Raw genomic sequence first — 14357 nt, forward strand, 5'->3', positions numbered from 1 at the left:
CGTGTCGTACACGTGAGCGTATTGCATAGAATCCTCGCCGTTCACGTTCACCGGTGCTGCGGAGCGCGCACCGCCTTCGGGGGAGAGGCACACACGTGCAACCGAGCAGCAGCGACGACCAGGGCACCGGCGGGATACGCAGACGGCGCTTCCTCGGCGCGGGAGCCGCCACGCTGGGCGCCGCCGGCGCGGTGGCCACCGGTCAGCTGCTGACCGGGAACGCCTCGGCCTCCGTCGGCGGGTCGACCGCCACGGCCGGTGCCGGTACATCGGTGAGCGGCTCGGTCTTCAAGCTGGGCGTCGCCTCCGGCGACCCGCTGCCGAACGCGATCGTGCTGTGGACCCGGGTGGTGCCCGCGAATCCGGGCAGCTCCGGCATCCTCCCCCCGTCCGTCGCGGTGACCTGGGAACTCGCCTCGGACAGCGGCTTCACCAAGATCCTCAAGTCCGGGACGGTGAACGCGACCAGCAGCCTCGGCTACAGCGTCCATGTCGACGTCACGGGCCTGTCCCCGGCCACCGACTACTGGTACCGGTTCAAGGCGCTGGACCGCACCTCCCGCACCGGCCGGACCCGCACCGCCCCCGCTGCCGGGAGCAGTCCCGAGAAGCTGCGCATCGCGCTGGCCTCCTGCCAGAACTGGGCGCACGGCTACTTCACCGTCTACCAGGACATGCGCGCGCAGCAGCCGGACCTCGTGCTGTTCGTCGGCGACTACATCTACGAGAGCCCCGCGTACTCGAACCGGGTACGCCGCCACGAGGGCCCCGGCTCGCCCGTGACGCTCGCCCAGTACCGGGCCCGCCACGAGCAGTACAACACCGACCCGGACCTGCAGGCGATGCGCGCCGCCGCCCCCTTCGTGGTCGTGTTCGACGACCACGAGGTGGAGCAGGACTGGGCCGGCGATGTCGCCGACGACCCGGTGGCCGAGCCCACCGCCAAGTTCCTGGCCCGCCGGGCGGCCGCCTTCCAGGCGTACTACGAGCACATGCCGATCCGCCTCGCGCAGAAGCCCAGCGGCCCGGACGTCCAGATGTACCGCAGGCTCGACTTCGGCACCCTGGCCCGGCTGCACGTGCTGGACACCCGGCAGTACCGCGACGACCAGGCGACCACGCAGGAGGGCGCCATGAAGGCCGGCCGGGTCATCATGGGCGACACCCAGCGCGACTGGCTCGTCGACAGCATGCGCACCTCCGGCAGGCAGTGGAACCTGGTCGCCTCCCAGGTGATGATGGCCGAGACCGACCTCCTGGCCGGTGTGGGCAAGGAGTGGTTCTACGACGCCTGGGACGGCTACCAGGTGGAACGCAACGCCCTGCTCGCCGACTTCAAGGACCTCCGCAACCCCGTGGTGCTCTCCGGCGACCGGCACCGCACCATCGTCAGCGACCTCAAGCTGGACTACTCCGACCCGGACTCGACGGTCGTCGGCGCGGAGTTCGTCGGGACCTCCATCTCCAGCAACGGCGACGAGGATCTGGAGGCCTTCGCCGCCGAGTGGGCGCCCCTGCTGGCGGACAACCCGCACTGGAAGATGATCGACGCCCGGCGCGGCTATCTGCTCCTCGACATCTCGGCGGACGGTATCGAGGCCCGGCTGCGGACCATCTCGACGGTCGTGACCAGGGACGGCACGACCAGTACGGCGGCGACCTTCCGGGTGGCGGACGGGGTGCCGGGCGTGTCCATGGTCGGTGCGCAGACGGGTTCCTCGCAGAGCGCGAGCACGGACGACTCGGCGAGCCCGACGGATGCGACGAACCCGACCGACTCGACGAGCTCAACGGATTCCACGGACTCGGCCACGCCGACGGACCCGGAGTCGGCCTCGTCCTCCGCCACCGAGCCGGCGGCCGACGCCTCCACCGGCGTACCGGCCGACGCGTCGACGGACGTGCCGGTCTCCGCCACGACCGACGACGCCACCAGCACCCTCTGACCCCGGGAGAGAACGTGTTCACCACCCGATCCCGGCGCGCCGACGGGAACCACAGACACCGGCGCCCTCTCGTCATGAAGGCGTCCCTGCTGGCCGGCACGGCGGCGGTGCTGGTGGCGGGCGCCCTCACCCTGCTGCCCGGCGACGCGGACGCGACCTCCCCGGCGCGCGCCGACTTCGACGGGGACGGCACCTCCGACCTCGTCTACCGCAACGTGGCGGGCCAGCTGTACGTCAACACGGGCTCCGCCGAGACCATGGCGCTGGAAGCGGACGTGTCCAAGGTGAAGGACGTCCTGACCCCCGGCGACCTCGACGGGGACGGCGTCCAGGACATCCTGACCCTCAGCTCCAGCGGCGTCCTGTCCTTCCACCCCGGCATCTACGCCCGTGTCCCCGGCGGCCTGGGCTCACGCCGCACGGTCGCGACCGGCTGGCATATCTACAACAAGGTCGCCGCACCGGGGGACATGAACGGCGACGGCAAGGCCGACCTGCTCGCCCGGACGTTCTCCGGAACGCTCTACTACTACCCGGGCCTGGGCACCGGCGCCTTCGGCAGCCGCGTGAAGATCGGCACCGGCTGGCAGCAGTACGACGAGCTGGTCGGCGCCGGCGATCTGAACGGCGACGGCGTCGGCGACCTGCTGGCCCGCACCCCGGCCGGCGTCCTGTACCGCTACCAGGGCAGGAAGGGCGGCACCTTCAACGCCAAGGTCAAGGACTCCAGGACCGAGTGGGCGTCGTACAACCAGATCATCGGCGGCGGCGACTGGGACGGCAACGGCAGGACCGACCTGCTGGCCCGGGACTTCTCCGGCAACCTGTGGTTCTACGCCGGCAACGGCAACGGCACCTTCGCCGCCCGGGCCGCCCGCAGCAAGGGCTGGGGCAAGGCCACCCAGTTCGCGGGCGCGGGCAACAACCCGCACTTCGGCAAGTACGGGATCATGGCCCGTACGTCGGCGGGGTCCGTCTACAGCTACCAGGTCACCGGCACCGGCACGCTGACGAACAAGCTCCTGGTCGGTTCGTCCTGGCCGGCCTCCACCACCCGCCTCGCCTACGCGTCCTCCCTCCGGGACGGCGGCCTGGCCGACCTGGTGGTGCACTCCGTCTCCGGCGGCCAGCTCACCAACCCGGCGTTCTACGCCCTCTCGGATCCCAAGCTCGCCACGGGTTCCACCTCCTACAGCCGGATCGTCGGTCCCGGCGACCTGACCGGCGACGGCAAGGGCGACATCCTGGCCATGACCAGCAGCGGCACGCTCTACCTCTACGCGGGCGACGGCACCGGCACGAACCTCGCCGGCCGGGTGCAGATCAGCTCCGGCTGGCAGCAGTACAACGCCCTGGTCGGCGGCGGCGACTTCACCGGCGACGGCCGCCCCGACCTGCTGGCCCGCGACACCTCGGGCGCCCTGTGGCGCTACGCGGGCACGGGCAGCGCCTCGGCCCCCTTCTCGGCCCGTGTGAAGATCGGCACCGGCTGGCAGCAGTACAAGAAGCTCTTCTCCCCGGGCGACGCCGACGGCGACGGCAAGGCCGACCTCATGACCACCAACTCCTCCGGCGCCCTGTACTTCTACGCCGGCACCGGCACCGGCACGTTCAAGTCCCGGGTGTCGAAGGCGACGAGCGGCTGGAGCAGCTGGTCGGACCTGCTGTGACGCGAGCCCTGTGCCCCGGCGGCACCGGGCGGCCGATGCCGGGGTGTTCGGTCATGCTGGGCTGAGAGGCAGCGCCTTCCCACGACGAGGAGAACCGCATGTCGACGGACCCGGTCGGACGATTCCTTGCAGCCCTGGACCCGGAGCACAGGGAGGCCATCGGCGCCAGGCCGCGCCAGGAGCAGGAGCGCCTCGCGGCGGCCTGGGAACGGGAGCTGGCAGCGGACGACGAGCTCGACACCCTCGACGAGCTGTCGCCGCCCGCGGCCGAGGCCGAGGCGGCCCGCCGGGTCCTGAACAGGGAAACGGACTAGCCGCCTGTCGCTGTCACGCCGACTCCTCCTCACCCCGGCCGGAACGGCCGTGGGCAACGGCGGGCGTCCCGCCCGTTGGGTCCTGGCCGGACTGGGTCTATCGTCGGAATCATGGGGCCAGGACGAGGAGGACGGCCGGTGATGCCGCAGGACGAGGCCGTGATCGGCTGCATGGGGAAGGTGCTCATCGGAACGCGCGGTTCGACCGGCCCGGGCGAGGTCCTGGTGCGGGTCAGAGGCGGTTCCGAGACGTTCCTCGCCTGGTCGGAGGAGCCCCTGCCCGAGGGCGCGACGGTGCTCGTGATCGAATCGCGGGGATGCCGCGAGGTCGGCGTCATCGAGTGGGTGGATCCATTGGACGCGCTCGGCGGAGATGCCGCCGACGCCGGCTGAGGAGTTACAGGAATGTTCGGATACCGCGTACCCGCTCCCGACGAGGCGATGCTGATCTCGGGGGGCAGGCGGGGACTGGGGGGCGCGCCGTTCCGAGTGGTCACGGGGCACGGGAAGTTCGTGCTGCCGGTCTTCCGGAAGGTCCGGTTCCTCACTCTGTCCATGTGCGAGTCCGAGGTCACCGAGACCTGTGTGACCCGGCAGGGCATCGCGTTGCACGTCCGCGCGGTCATCGCCTTCAAGGTCGGCAACGACCACGAGAGCATCATCAACGCGGGCCAGCGCTTCCTCTCCGACCAGGAGCAGATGTCGGTGCTCACCGGCCGGATCTTCGCCGGGCACCTGCGGGCCATCATCGGCTCGATGACCGTCGAGGAGATCGTCACCGAGCGGCAGAAGCTCGCCGCGGAGGTGCTGGACACGTCGAAGACGGAGATGGCGAAGATCGGCCTGATCGTCGACTCGCTGCAGATCCAGTCGATCGACGACGGCGACACCGGCTACATCGACGCGATGTCCGCCCCGCACAAGGCGGCCATCCAGCGCCAGGCGCAGATCGCCCAGGCGCAGGCCACCCAGGCCTCGGTCGAGGCGGAGCAGGCGGCGGCCCGCAAGCAGGCCGAGTACGCCCGGCAGACCGCCATCGTCAAGGCGGAGTACTCGGCCGAGGTGGACCGCGCCCAGGCGCAGGCCGGGCAGGCCGGTCCGCTGGCGCAGGCGCACGCCCAGCAGGAGGTGCTGGCCGCCCAGACGGAGCTGGCCCAGCGCCAGGCCAGGCTGCGCCAGGAGCAGCTGGTCGCGGAGGTCGTACGGCCCGCCGAGGCCGAGGCCGAGCGGGTCAGGATCCTCGCGGCCGCCGAGGCGCAGCGGATGAAGATCCAGGCGGAGGCGGCCGCCTCGTACGACCGGGTCGCGCTCGACCGGATGCTGATCGACCAGCTCCCGCAGATCGTCAAGGAGGCCGCCGGCGGTCTGGCCGGTGCCAACGTCAACGTCCTCAACGGCGCGGACGGCCTCGGCGAGCTCGCCGCCGGCCTGGTGTCCCAGGGCCTGACGATCCTCGACTCGGTCCGGCAGAACCTGAACGGCAACGACCAGGCCTCCGACGGCGAGCGCTCCGGGAAGAGCGCGGTCGAAGGCCTGCTCCAGCTGCCCACCGGCAAGGCCCGGAAGTCGGACGACGGTCCGGTGGACGTCGACTAGAAGCCTTTTCCCCGGGCTCCGGCTACGGCGCGCCCGCCCCAGGTGTGATCAGTCCCGTCTCGTACGCGACGACGACGGCCTGGGCGCGGTCGCGCAGGCGGAGCTTGGCCAGGATCCGGGCCACGTGGGTCTTCACGGTGGCCTCGCTCAGGCGGAAGCGCGCGGCGAGTTCGGCGTTGCTCAGGCCGCTGCCCAGCGCGCGGAGGACCTCCAGTTCGCGAGGGGTGAGCACCGTCAGGTCCCGGTGCAGGGCGGCGGACTGTCCGTCGCCGGCCACGAAGCGCTCCACGAGGCGTCGGGTGATGGCCGGGGCGAGCAGCGCGTCGCCGCTGCGGACGAGGCGGACGGCGGCGACCAGTTGCTCCGGGGTGACGTCCTTGAGGAGGAAGCCGCTCGCCCCCGCGGTGAGTGCCGCATAGACGTAACGGTCCAGGTCGAAGGTGGTCAGGATGAGGACCCGCGGCGGATCGGGGGCGGGATACAGGTCGGAGAGGATGCGGCGGGTGGCCTCCAGGCCGTCGGTCCCGGGCATCCTGATGTCCATCAGCACCAGGTCGGGGCGGGTGCGCCGGACCGCCTCGACCGCCTCGTCGCCGTCGGATGCCTCGGCGACGACGTCGATTCCGTCCGCCGCCAGGATCAGGCCGAAGCCGGTGCGGACCAGCGCCTGGTCGTCGGCGATGACCACGCGGGGCGGTTCGCTCACGCGGACTCCTCGACCGGCGCGGGGATCTGCGCGGGGATCTGCGCCGGGATCGGTATGACGGCCCGTACCTGGAAGCCGCCGGCGGGGTGACCGCCCGCCCGGAGGGTGCCGCCGTAGACGGCGAGGCGTTCCCGCAGGCCGATCAGTCCGCGGCCGCCGCCGGGTCCGGCCGGTGCCGCGCCGGTGCCGCCGGTGTCGGACACGTCGATGTGCACGGCGCCTGGGACGTGCTCGACGGTGATCCGCACCCGGGCGCCGACGGCGTGCTTGACGGTGTTGGTCAGCGCCTCCTGCACCACGCGGTACGCGGCCAGGTCGGCCCCGGCCGGCAGGGTCACCGGGGCACCGGTGACGGTGAGTTCGACGGGGACGCCGGTCCCGCGGACCCGGTCGGCGAGGGCCGGCACCTGGCCGAGGCCCGGCTGCGGCGCCAGGTCGGCCTCGCCGCCCGCGTCCGGCAGGTCACCGGCCATGGTCAACAGGCCCATGACATGGCGCAGTTCGGCCATCGCGGTGCGCCCGCCCGCCTCCACGGCCAGCAGCGCCTCGCGGGCCCGGTCGGGCGCGGTGTCCATCACCTTGCGGGCCGCACCCGCCTGGATCACCATCACGCTCACATTGTGCGTGACGACGTCGTGCAGTTCACGCGCGATCCGGGAGCGTTCGCGGTCGACCGCAAGCCGGGTGGCGGCCTCGTGCTCCTCCTGGAGAACGCGCAGGCGCTGCTTCCAGGTGTGGACCGCGTTGGCCGCGAGCCCCACCCCGAGCAGCACGAGGAACGGCGCCAGACTCGGGGTGAAGGACGGGAAGTCCTCCTCGTGGAACCAGGCGAGCAGGCCGGCGCCGGCCACCAGGCCGGCGATCGCGCGCACCCGGTAGGGGCTGTACACGGCGGCGCTGTAGGCGGCGACCACACAGGACAGGAAGGTGTACACGGTCGGATCGCCGCCGCCCTGGCGCTGGTTGAACAGCAGGCTCGCGCCGGTCACGGCCCAGAACGCGGCCAGCGGATACCGCCGGCGCACCACCAGGGGCAGCGCGGTCAGCGCCGCGAGCACCAACTGCCAGGGCTGGACGGCGTCGAGGTGCCCCGCCACACCAACCGGCGGGAGCGGATGGGCCGGCACGGCATCCGGCGCCGGCGGCACGAGGCCTGACGGCACCAGGATCGACGGCACCGGTACGTCACCGCCGCCCTGCCTGAGGACCGTACCCACCGTGCAGGCGGCGAGGACGAAGGCGAGGATCGCGTCGGCGGCCCACATCCACCGGGACGGCCGCGGCAACGGACTCCAGCGTCGCAGCGCCTCCACACCGGCGCGCCAACGCTCCACGGCACCGGACCGCCAACGCCCCACGGCACCCGTCCGCCACCGTTCGGCGGCACCGGACCGCCACCGTGCCACGGTCCCTGTCCGCCACCGCGCCGCGGTCCCCGTGCGCCACCGCTCAGCGCCCGCCTCCGCCCCCGCGCCGGGCGCACCGTCGGCCGCCACTCCACGGCCCTCCTCCCCCGTCATGCCGTACCCCCCTCCGCCGTCACCCCGTGCCTCTCCGCCACCGTGCCGCGGTCCCCGGCCGCCACGCTCCACGCCCCCGCCCGAGCGCCCAGTGTGGCAACCCCCTCCGCCCGCCACATCCCTCCCGCCGCCGACGGCCGCTACATCTCCCGCGTACATCGCAGGGATGACACGGCCGGCCGGTCATCCGGCTACGGCAGACCGTCTCGCCTTCACAGCGGACGCCCCGCCTGCGGCCCGGCCCCTAGTTTCGGGCCGAACCGTCAACCACCGGCCCGTGGAGGCACCGTGACAGCGACCGCGCCCGTCATCGACATCCGTGAGGTGACCAGGACGTACGGAGAGGGCCCGCCGGCGCTCGCGGGTGTGACGCTGAGCGTGCGCGCCGGGGAGGCGGTCGCCGTCCTGGGGCCGTCCGGCAGCGGCAAGTCGACGCTGCTGAACCTGGTCGCGGGGCTCGACCGGCCGAGCGCGGGCAGCGTCACGGTGGACGGGCTGCGGGTGGACGGGCTGAGCGAGGCGAGGTCGGCGGAGTACCGGCGGGCGAAGGTCGGCATGGTCTTCCAGTTCTTCAACCTCCTGGACGACCTGACGGTCGCCGACAACGTGCTGCTGCCCGCGCAGCTGGCGGGCCTGCCCCGGGCCGAGGCCCGCGAGCGGGCGGCCCGTCTGCTGGAGTACCTCCGTATCGACCGGCACGCCGACGCCTACCCCGGCAGGCTGTCCGGCGGGGAGCGGCAACGGGTCGCGGTCGCCCGCGCCCTGATGAACCGTCCGGCCCTGCTGCTGGCCGACGAGCCCACGGGCGCGCTGGACACCGCCTCGGGCGACGACGTCCGGGAGCTGCTGGCCGAACTCAACGCGCGGGGCCAGACGATCATCCTGGTCACCCACGACCTCGGCCTCGCGGAGTCCTGCGCGACCCGCACCGTCGAGCTGGTCGACGGCCGGATCGTACGGGACACCGCGGACACCGCGGACACCGCGGACACGACGGACACGACGGACACCGCGGCGGTGTCCTCGTGAGCGCCCTCGGCCGGGTGGTGCGTGCCGGGGTCGGCCGGCGGCGCGTCCAGACCGCGGTGCTGGTCCTGACCACGCTGATGTCGGTCACCGCGTCGGTGCTGGCCGCCGGACTGCTCGTCGCGGCCCGCGCCCCCTTCGACCACGCCTTCGCCCGGCAGCACGGCGCCCATCTGACCGCGCAGTTCGACGCGACGAGGGTGACCGCCGCACAGCTCACGGCGACCGCCCGCGCCTCCGGGGTGACGGCGACGGCGGGTCCCTTCCGGACGCTTTCGGTACGGCCGCGCACGGCATCCGACTCGGACCTGCTTCCGGCCGGCGTCGATCTGCCGCCGATGACCGTCGCCGGCCGCGGGGACGCGGCGGGCCGTGTCGACGGGCTCAGCCTCGTCTCCGGCACCTGGGCCGCCCGCCCCGGTCAGATCGTGGTGGCCTACGACAAGGTGCCCGCGCGGCCGGGCACCCGGCTGACGTTCCCCGACGCGCCGGGCAGCCCCACGCTGACCGTGGTCGGCGTCGCCCGGTCGGTGACCGGCACCGCGGACGCCTGGGTGACCCCCGCACAGGCCGGGGCGCTGACCGCGCCGGGCAGCCCGTCCACGTACGAGATGCTCTACCGCTTCCGCCACGCGGGCACGGACGCCCAACTGGCCGCCGACCGGGCCGCGATCCGCGCGACGGTGCCGAAGGGCGCGCTGACCGGGTCGTACTCCTATCTGGCCGTCAAGCGGCAGGAGACCGCCAACGCGATGGCGTTCGTGCCCTTCCTGGCCGCTTTCGGGGTCCTCGGGCTGCTGCTGTCGGTGCTGGTGATCGGGATCGTGGTCAGCGGTGCGGTCGGCGCCGCGACCCGGCGCATCGGCATCCTCAAGTCGCTCGGCTTCACCCCGGCGCAGGTCGTACGGGCCTACGTCGGGCAGGCGCTGATCCCGGCGGGGGCCGGCTGCGTTCTGGGGCTGGGGCTGGGCAATCTGCTGGCCGTTCCGGTGCTCGGCGAGGTCGGTACGGCCTTCGGCGGCCCGGGGGCGCCGATTCCCCTGTGGGTCGACGCCGTCGTGCCCGGCGCGGCCCTCGTCCTGGTCGCCGCCGCCGCGCTGGTGCCGGCGCTGCGCGCGGGCCGGCTGCGCACCGTGGCGGCGCTCACCGTGGGGCGTACGCCCGTTGCCGGCCGGGGACGGCTCGTCCGCCGGCTGACGGGGCGGCTGCCGGTGCCGCGCGCGGTGAGCCTCGGCCTGGCGAACCCCTTCGCCCGCCCGGCGCGTTCGGCCACCACGGCCGCCGCGGTCGCCTTCGGGGCCGCCGCCGTCACCTTCGGGGTCGGGCTCGCGCTGACGCTGGGGGCCGTGCAGTCGGGCCGGATGCTGAACTCGGCGGGCCAGGTCGTGGTGGAGGCCGGCGGCGGGCAGGGGCCGGCGGGCGCCCAAGTCGTCCACGCGGGCGGCGAATCCGACCTGCCGAAGGCCGATCCGGCGAAGGCGGCAGCCGCACTGCGGGCGCAGGGCGGGACCGGCCGTTTCTACGGCACGGCCCAGGCGGAGGCCGTCGCGTCCGGGATCACCGGCACCACCACCGTGGTGGCGTACCAGGGCGACTCGGCGTGGGGCGCGCCGCAACTGGTCTCGGGCCGCTGGCTGCACGGGCCGGGGCAGGCGGTGGTCACCACCCGGTTCCTGAAGGCGGCCGGACTCCGGGTCGGGGACACGGTGACGCTGACGGAGCGGGGACGGCGGACCTCGGTGCGGATCGTCGGCGAGGCGTTCTTCACCGAGGGCGAGGGCATGGCGCTCCTCACCCCGACCTCGACCCTCACGGCACTGGGACTCGACGCGAAACCGGGCGAGTACCACGTGCAGACGAAACCGGGCACGGCCCTGGCGTCCTACCTGACCTCGCTCAACACCGCCCTGGACCCGGTCGGCGCCGTCGCCCGGGCCAACACCGCCAACACGTCCGAGGTGATCGCGACCATGGACGCGCTGGTCGGGACGCTCACCCTGATGCTCGTCGTGGTCGCGGGCCTGGGCGTGCTCAACACGGTCGTCCTCGACACCCGCGACCGCGTCCACGACCTGGGCGTCCTCAAGGCCCTGGGCATGGCCCCGCGCCAGACCGTGACCATGGTCCTCACCTCGGTCGCCGGAATCGGTCTGCTCGCCGGCGTGGCGGCGGTCCCGGCCGGGGTCGCCCTGCACCGGTTGGTCACACCGCTCATGGGCGACGCGGTGGGCATGACCCTGCCCACCGCGGACATCGCCGTCTACCACGCCCCCCAGCTGGCCCTGCTCGCCCTCGGCGGCCTGCTCATCGCGGCGACGGGCGCGTTCCTCCCGGCGGGCTGGGCGGCGCGAAGCGACACGGCGACGGCACTGCGCAGCGAGTGAGCCGCACTGGGAGAAACGCGAGAGGCCCGTCCGACGTGGACGGGCCTCTTCGTGGAGCGCCGGGCAGGCCTTGCACCTGCATTTCCCCGCAGGAAGCGGGGCGTCTTTCCTTGGACCACCAACGCAGTACCGGGCGACCCGAGTCGGGCCGGCCAGCTCTGAGTTGATCATAGCCCATACGGCCGGGGGTGCGCTCGGCGGCCGCCGGCCGGGGATCAGCCGTCGGCCTCCGCCGAAGGCAGTGCCAACAGCGCCTTCAGGGGCGCCGAGGTGTGCGGGCCCGCGCGCCAGATGAGGGCTTTGGCGTAGGGGATGCGGGGGGTGAGGGGGACCGCCCTGACCCGGGGGTCTCCGGTGACGCGGTGGGCCGCGGCTCCCGCGAGGGCGATGCCCACGCCCGCCGCGACCAGTTCGATCTGCAGGGCCACGTGGTTGGTGGCGTAGGCCGGCTGGAAGGGCACGCCCGCCGTGTCGAACGCGGCGCGCAGATGGGGACGCAGGCCGCTGTCGGGCCCGTAGGTGATCAGGGGGAGGCCGGCGAGCTCGGCCAGGCTCAGCTCGGACCGCCCGGCCTGCGGGCGGCCGGCCGCCACGACCGCGACGATCTCGTCCCGGATCAGGACCCGGTGGCGGAAGCCCGTGTCGAGGCCGTCGGGCGGTACGGCGACGAACGCCGCGTCCAGGGAGCCCTGCCGCACCTGGGGGACCAGGCTGGCGCTGGTGCCGTCGACGAGGTGGACGTTCACTCCCGGGTACTGCCGGTGGAACGCGCCGAGCCGGCCCGGCAGGCCGCTGTGCTCCACCCCGTCGGCGGCCCCCAGCGAGAGGTTTCCGGTGAGCAGCCCGGAGCGGGCCGCGAACTCGGCCTTGGCGGCGGCGACCGAGGCCGTGACCGCGCGGGCGTGCGGCATCAGGGCCTCGCCGGCCGCGGAGAGCCGGACCGAACGGGAGTCCCGTTCGAACAGCGCCTCGCCCAGCTCCCGCTCCAGTGCGCGGATCTGCTGGCTGATCGCCGGCTGGGCGACATGGCAGCGGGCCGCGGCCCGGGTGAACGACTTCTCCTCGGCCACCGCGAGGAAGTACTGCAGGGTGCGGACCTCCATGCCCTCACCCTAGGGCCACACCCCTACGACCTCCCTCTATTCCTGATTCTTATCGGTGGTGGAAGACCCAGGTCTTTGACCTATCGACCACTCCCGCCCACGCTGGAGACACAGCCACACGCGACACCCAAGGAGTGGGTTCCCATGCCTCTGGTCCGTATCGACCTGATCAAGGGCCGCGACGACGCCCAGGTCCGGGCCGTCGCCGACGCCGTTCACACCGCCGTCGTCGATGTGCTCGGCATCCCCGGGCGGGACCGCTTCCAGATCGTCACCGAGCACGAGGCCGGGCGGGTCCTCGCGCTCGACGCCGGGCTGGGCTTCGACCGTGGTGACGGCGTCGTCATGATCCAGATCTTCACGCAGGCCGGACGCCCGACCGAGGTGAAGCAGAAGCTGTACGCCGCGATCGCCGCGTCCCTGCAGGCGGTGGGCGTCGCCGGGGAGGACGTGTTCATCGGCTACGTCGAGAACACCGCCGCCGACTGGTCCTTCGGTTTCGGCCGCGCCCAGTACGTCGAAGGCGATCTGGGCATCCCCGGCGCGGCCTGACCGGCACCGGGCCGCCCCCTTCCCCCGTCCGGTCCCCTGCGGATGCCCGGCCGCAGCGCCCGGCGTCCACTGGGAGGGCCGCGACGAACGGAAGGCTCCCCCGATGCCCGAAGCCCCCTCCCGCCGCGCGTTCCTGCGCGGCTCCGCCGCGGCCGGGCTGGCCGGAGCCGTACCGGGCCTCACGCTGTCGGCCTGCGCCGGACCGGAGCGGACGGTGGCCGCGGCGGCCAGTCCCGGCGCGGTCGCGCCGACCGTCGGCGCCCCGACCGGCGGCCGTACGTCCAACGGCTACGGCCGCACCGCCGCCGACTACGCCCACGCCGGCCTCACCCCCGGCACCGTCCAGCAGTGGGAGGACGGCTTCCGTACCGCGGCCGACAACGACGAGCCGAACGTCTTCGAGTGGTGGTACTCGGACTTCACCGGGGCCGACGGCACGGTGGTCTCCTTCACCCTGAGCACCCGGCTCGACGACGGCTTCGTCCCCGAGCCGGGCGAGGCGGGCCGCAGACCCAAGTCGGCCGTCATCGTCACCGACCCGGACGGCACCGGCCACGGCGGTGTGCAGTCGTACGACTGGGCGGAGTTCAGCAGCTCCACGGACCGCTGTGACGTACGGCTGGGGCCCTACACCTTCACCGGCGACCTGAAGACGTACCGGATGAAGGGGCGGTCGGGCGACGTCGGCGTCGACCTCACGCTGACCAGCCTGGTCCAGCCGTTCCGGCCGGGCACCGGCATCATCTACTTCGGCGACACGGACCACCACTTCGGCTGGCTGTGCGTGGTGCCGTACGGAACGGCCACCGGCACGGTCACCGTGAACGGCAAGCAGCGCGCCTTCACCGGCCACGGCTACCACGACCGCAACTGGGGCAACCGGCCCTTCCCGTACTCCGTCGAGCACTGGCGCTGGGGCCGCGGCAGCGTCGGCGCGTACTCGGTGATCGGCGCCGATCTGCACCTGCGCCGGGAGTACGGTTCCGCGGTCGTCCCCGTCTTCCTCGTCGACGACACGCAGACGGGCAAGCGGCTGGCCGGCGCGTACGACACCCGGACGGTGACCGCCACGGAGTCCGCGCCGGTGCCCTACGACGACCCGGCCTATCCCCGGGACTACTGCAGCAAGGTGCACTGGGCCTACCGCGACGGCGCCGGCAAGGCCGACTTCACCTTCACCGACACCGGCCAACGGATCGTCTCCCGCCACTACCTCTCCGACCCGACCCCGGCACAGCGGTCGGCTCTGGACAGGCTCGGCATCGACGAGATCTGGTACACCCGGTACGCCACGACGAACGACCTGGACCTCGACCTCGCGGGCACCCGCGCCACCGGGACCGGGGCGGGCGCCCTCGAAGCCGCCCAGTTCGGGCTGACCGGCGCACCGCCCAGGACCGGCGGAAGCACCGCCCGCCCTTCCGCCACGCCGACTCCCCGGTGATTCCGCCGTTCTTTACGCACTCCTGACACTGGCGACCGCATCTCCGGGAGCCCGGCCGGTGTCCTCATTCCTGTCCGGGCGTTGTCCGGATCTCGT

12 protein-coding genes are annotated in these 14357 nt (G+C 73.2%); 9 read left to right on the forward strand and 3 right to left on the reverse strand.

Annotation, left to right across the window (positions count from 1 at the left end):
• Window positions 1-95 precede the first annotated feature (95 nt).
• The 5 genes from ACIRR9_RS14270 (at window position 96) to ACIRR9_RS14290 (ending at window position 5526) form a co-directional block, all read left to right on the forward strand.
• Window positions 96-1946: an alkaline phosphatase D family protein gene (locus ACIRR9_RS14270; RefSeq protein WP_403751021.1), complete on the forward strand. Its 1851-nt coding sequence runs from the start codon at window positions 96-98 to the stop codon at window positions 1944-1946.
• 74 nt (window positions 1947-2020) lie between these two features.
• Window positions 2021-3616, forward strand: a complete 1596-nt coding sequence (locus ACIRR9_RS14275; RefSeq protein ID WP_403751023.1) for an FG-GAP repeat domain-containing protein — start codon at window positions 2021-2023, stop codon at window positions 3614-3616.
• 98 nt (window positions 3617-3714) lie between these two features.
• A complete protein-coding gene (locus tag ACIRR9_RS14280; protein ID WP_365336183.1) occupies window positions 3715-3930 on the forward strand; it encodes a hypothetical protein in 216 nt (71 codons plus the stop codon).
• Between the two features lie 141 nt (window positions 3931-4071).
• A complete protein-coding gene (locus ACIRR9_RS14285) occupies window positions 4072-4323 on the forward strand; it encodes a hypothetical protein (RefSeq protein WP_123976237.1) in 252 nt (83 codons plus the stop codon).
• Window positions 4324-4335: 12 nt separating this feature from the next.
• Entirely contained in the window at window positions 4336-5526 is a 1191-nt protein-coding gene (locus ACIRR9_RS14290; RefSeq protein WP_403751026.1) for a flotillin family protein, read from the forward strand.
• Between the two features lie 22 nt (window positions 5527-5548).
• On the opposite strand, the gene ACIRR9_RS14295 is transcribed toward ACIRR9_RS14290, so the two are convergent.
• Window positions 5549-6232 (reverse strand): response regulator, encoded by a 684-nt coding sequence (locus ACIRR9_RS14295; protein WP_403751028.1) that lies wholly within the window; start codon window positions 6230-6232, stop codon window positions 5549-5551.
• Window positions 6229-7752 carry a sensor histidine kinase gene (locus tag ACIRR9_RS14300; RefSeq protein ID WP_403751030.1) on the reverse strand — a complete coding sequence of 508 codons (1524 nt, stop codon included), beginning with the start codon at window positions 7750-7752 and terminating at the stop codon, window positions 6229-6231. The genes ACIRR9_RS14295 and ACIRR9_RS14300 overlap by 4 nt, the downstream gene beginning before the upstream one ends.
• A 288-nt stretch (window positions 7753-8040) precedes the next feature.
• Between ACIRR9_RS14300 and ACIRR9_RS14305 the strand changes: the two genes are divergently transcribed.
• The gene (locus ACIRR9_RS14305; protein ID WP_403751032.1) at window positions 8041-8781 is read left to right on the forward strand and encodes an ABC transporter ATP-binding protein; all 741 of its coding nucleotides are present in this window, start codon (window positions 8041-8043) and stop codon (window positions 8779-8781) included.
• Complete coding sequence (locus ACIRR9_RS14310) at window positions 8778-11162, forward strand: FtsX-like permease family protein (RefSeq protein WP_403751034.1); 2385 nt, start codon at window positions 8778-8780, stop codon at window positions 11160-11162. Before ACIRR9_RS14305 ends, ACIRR9_RS14310 begins: the two co-directional genes overlap by 4 nt.
• Window positions 11163-11377: 215 nt before the next feature.
• Here the strand turns inward: ACIRR9_RS14310 and ACIRR9_RS14315 are convergent, their stop codons facing one another.
• A complete protein-coding gene (locus tag ACIRR9_RS14315; protein WP_403751036.1) occupies window positions 11378-12265 on the reverse strand; it encodes a LysR family transcriptional regulator in 888 nt (295 codons plus the stop codon).
• Between the two features lie 144 nt (window positions 12266-12409).
• Between ACIRR9_RS14315 and ACIRR9_RS14320 the strand changes: the two genes are divergently transcribed.
• Together ACIRR9_RS14320 and ACIRR9_RS14325 are read left to right on the forward strand one after the other, a co-directional pair.
• Window positions 12410-12817 carry a tautomerase family protein gene (locus tag ACIRR9_RS14320; protein ID WP_365336176.1) on the forward strand — a complete coding sequence of 136 codons (408 nt, stop codon included), beginning with the start codon at window positions 12410-12412 and terminating at the stop codon, window positions 12815-12817.
• Window positions 12818-12920: 103 nt separating this feature from the next.
• Window positions 12921-14261, forward strand: a complete 1341-nt coding sequence (locus ACIRR9_RS14325) for a twin-arginine translocation signal domain-containing protein (RefSeq protein WP_403751038.1) — start codon at window positions 12921-12923, stop codon at window positions 14259-14261.
• The last annotated feature ends 96 nt before the right edge of the window (window positions 14262-14357 follow it).

Origin of the sequence: Streptomyces sp. NPDC101234 (genome assembly GCF_044767525.1) — a bacterium.
GTDB lineage: Bacteria > Actinomycetota > Actinomycetes > Streptomycetales > Streptomycetaceae > Streptomyces > Streptomyces sasae.

Excerpts from the sequence above, each read along its gene's own strand:
- ACIRR9_RS14280 (WP_365336183.1), top strand. The coding sequence starts at position 3,715 with ATGTCGACGGACCCGGTCGGACGATTCCTTGCAGCCCTGGACCCGGAG.
- ACIRR9_RS14290 (WP_403751026.1), top strand. The coding sequence starts at position 4,336 with ATGTTCGGATACCGCGTACCCGCTCCCGACGAGGCGATGCTGATCTCG.
- ACIRR9_RS14275 (WP_403751023.1), top strand. The coding sequence starts at position 2,021 with ATGAAGGCGTCCCTGCTGGCCGGCACGGCGGCGGTGCTGGTGGCGGGC.
- ACIRR9_RS14325 (WP_403751038.1), top strand. The coding sequence starts at position 12,921 with ATGCCCGAAGCCCCCTCCCGCCGCGCGTTCCTGCGCGGCTCCGCCGCG.
- ACIRR9_RS14320 (WP_365336176.1), top strand. The coding sequence starts at position 12,410 with ATGCCTCTGGTCCGTATCGACCTGATCAAGGGCCGCGACGACGCCCAG.
- ACIRR9_RS14285 (WP_123976237.1), top strand. The coding sequence starts at position 4,072 with ATGCCGCAGGACGAGGCCGTGATCGGCTGCATGGGGAAGGTGCTCATC.
- ACIRR9_RS14315 (WP_403751036.1), bottom strand. The coding sequence starts at position 12,265 with ATGGAGGTCCGCACCCTGCAGTACTTCCTCGCGGTGGCCGAGGAGAAG.
- ACIRR9_RS14300 (WP_403751030.1), bottom strand. The coding sequence starts at position 7,752 with ATGACGGGGGAGGAGGGCCGTGGAGTGGCGGCCGACGGTGCGCCCGGC.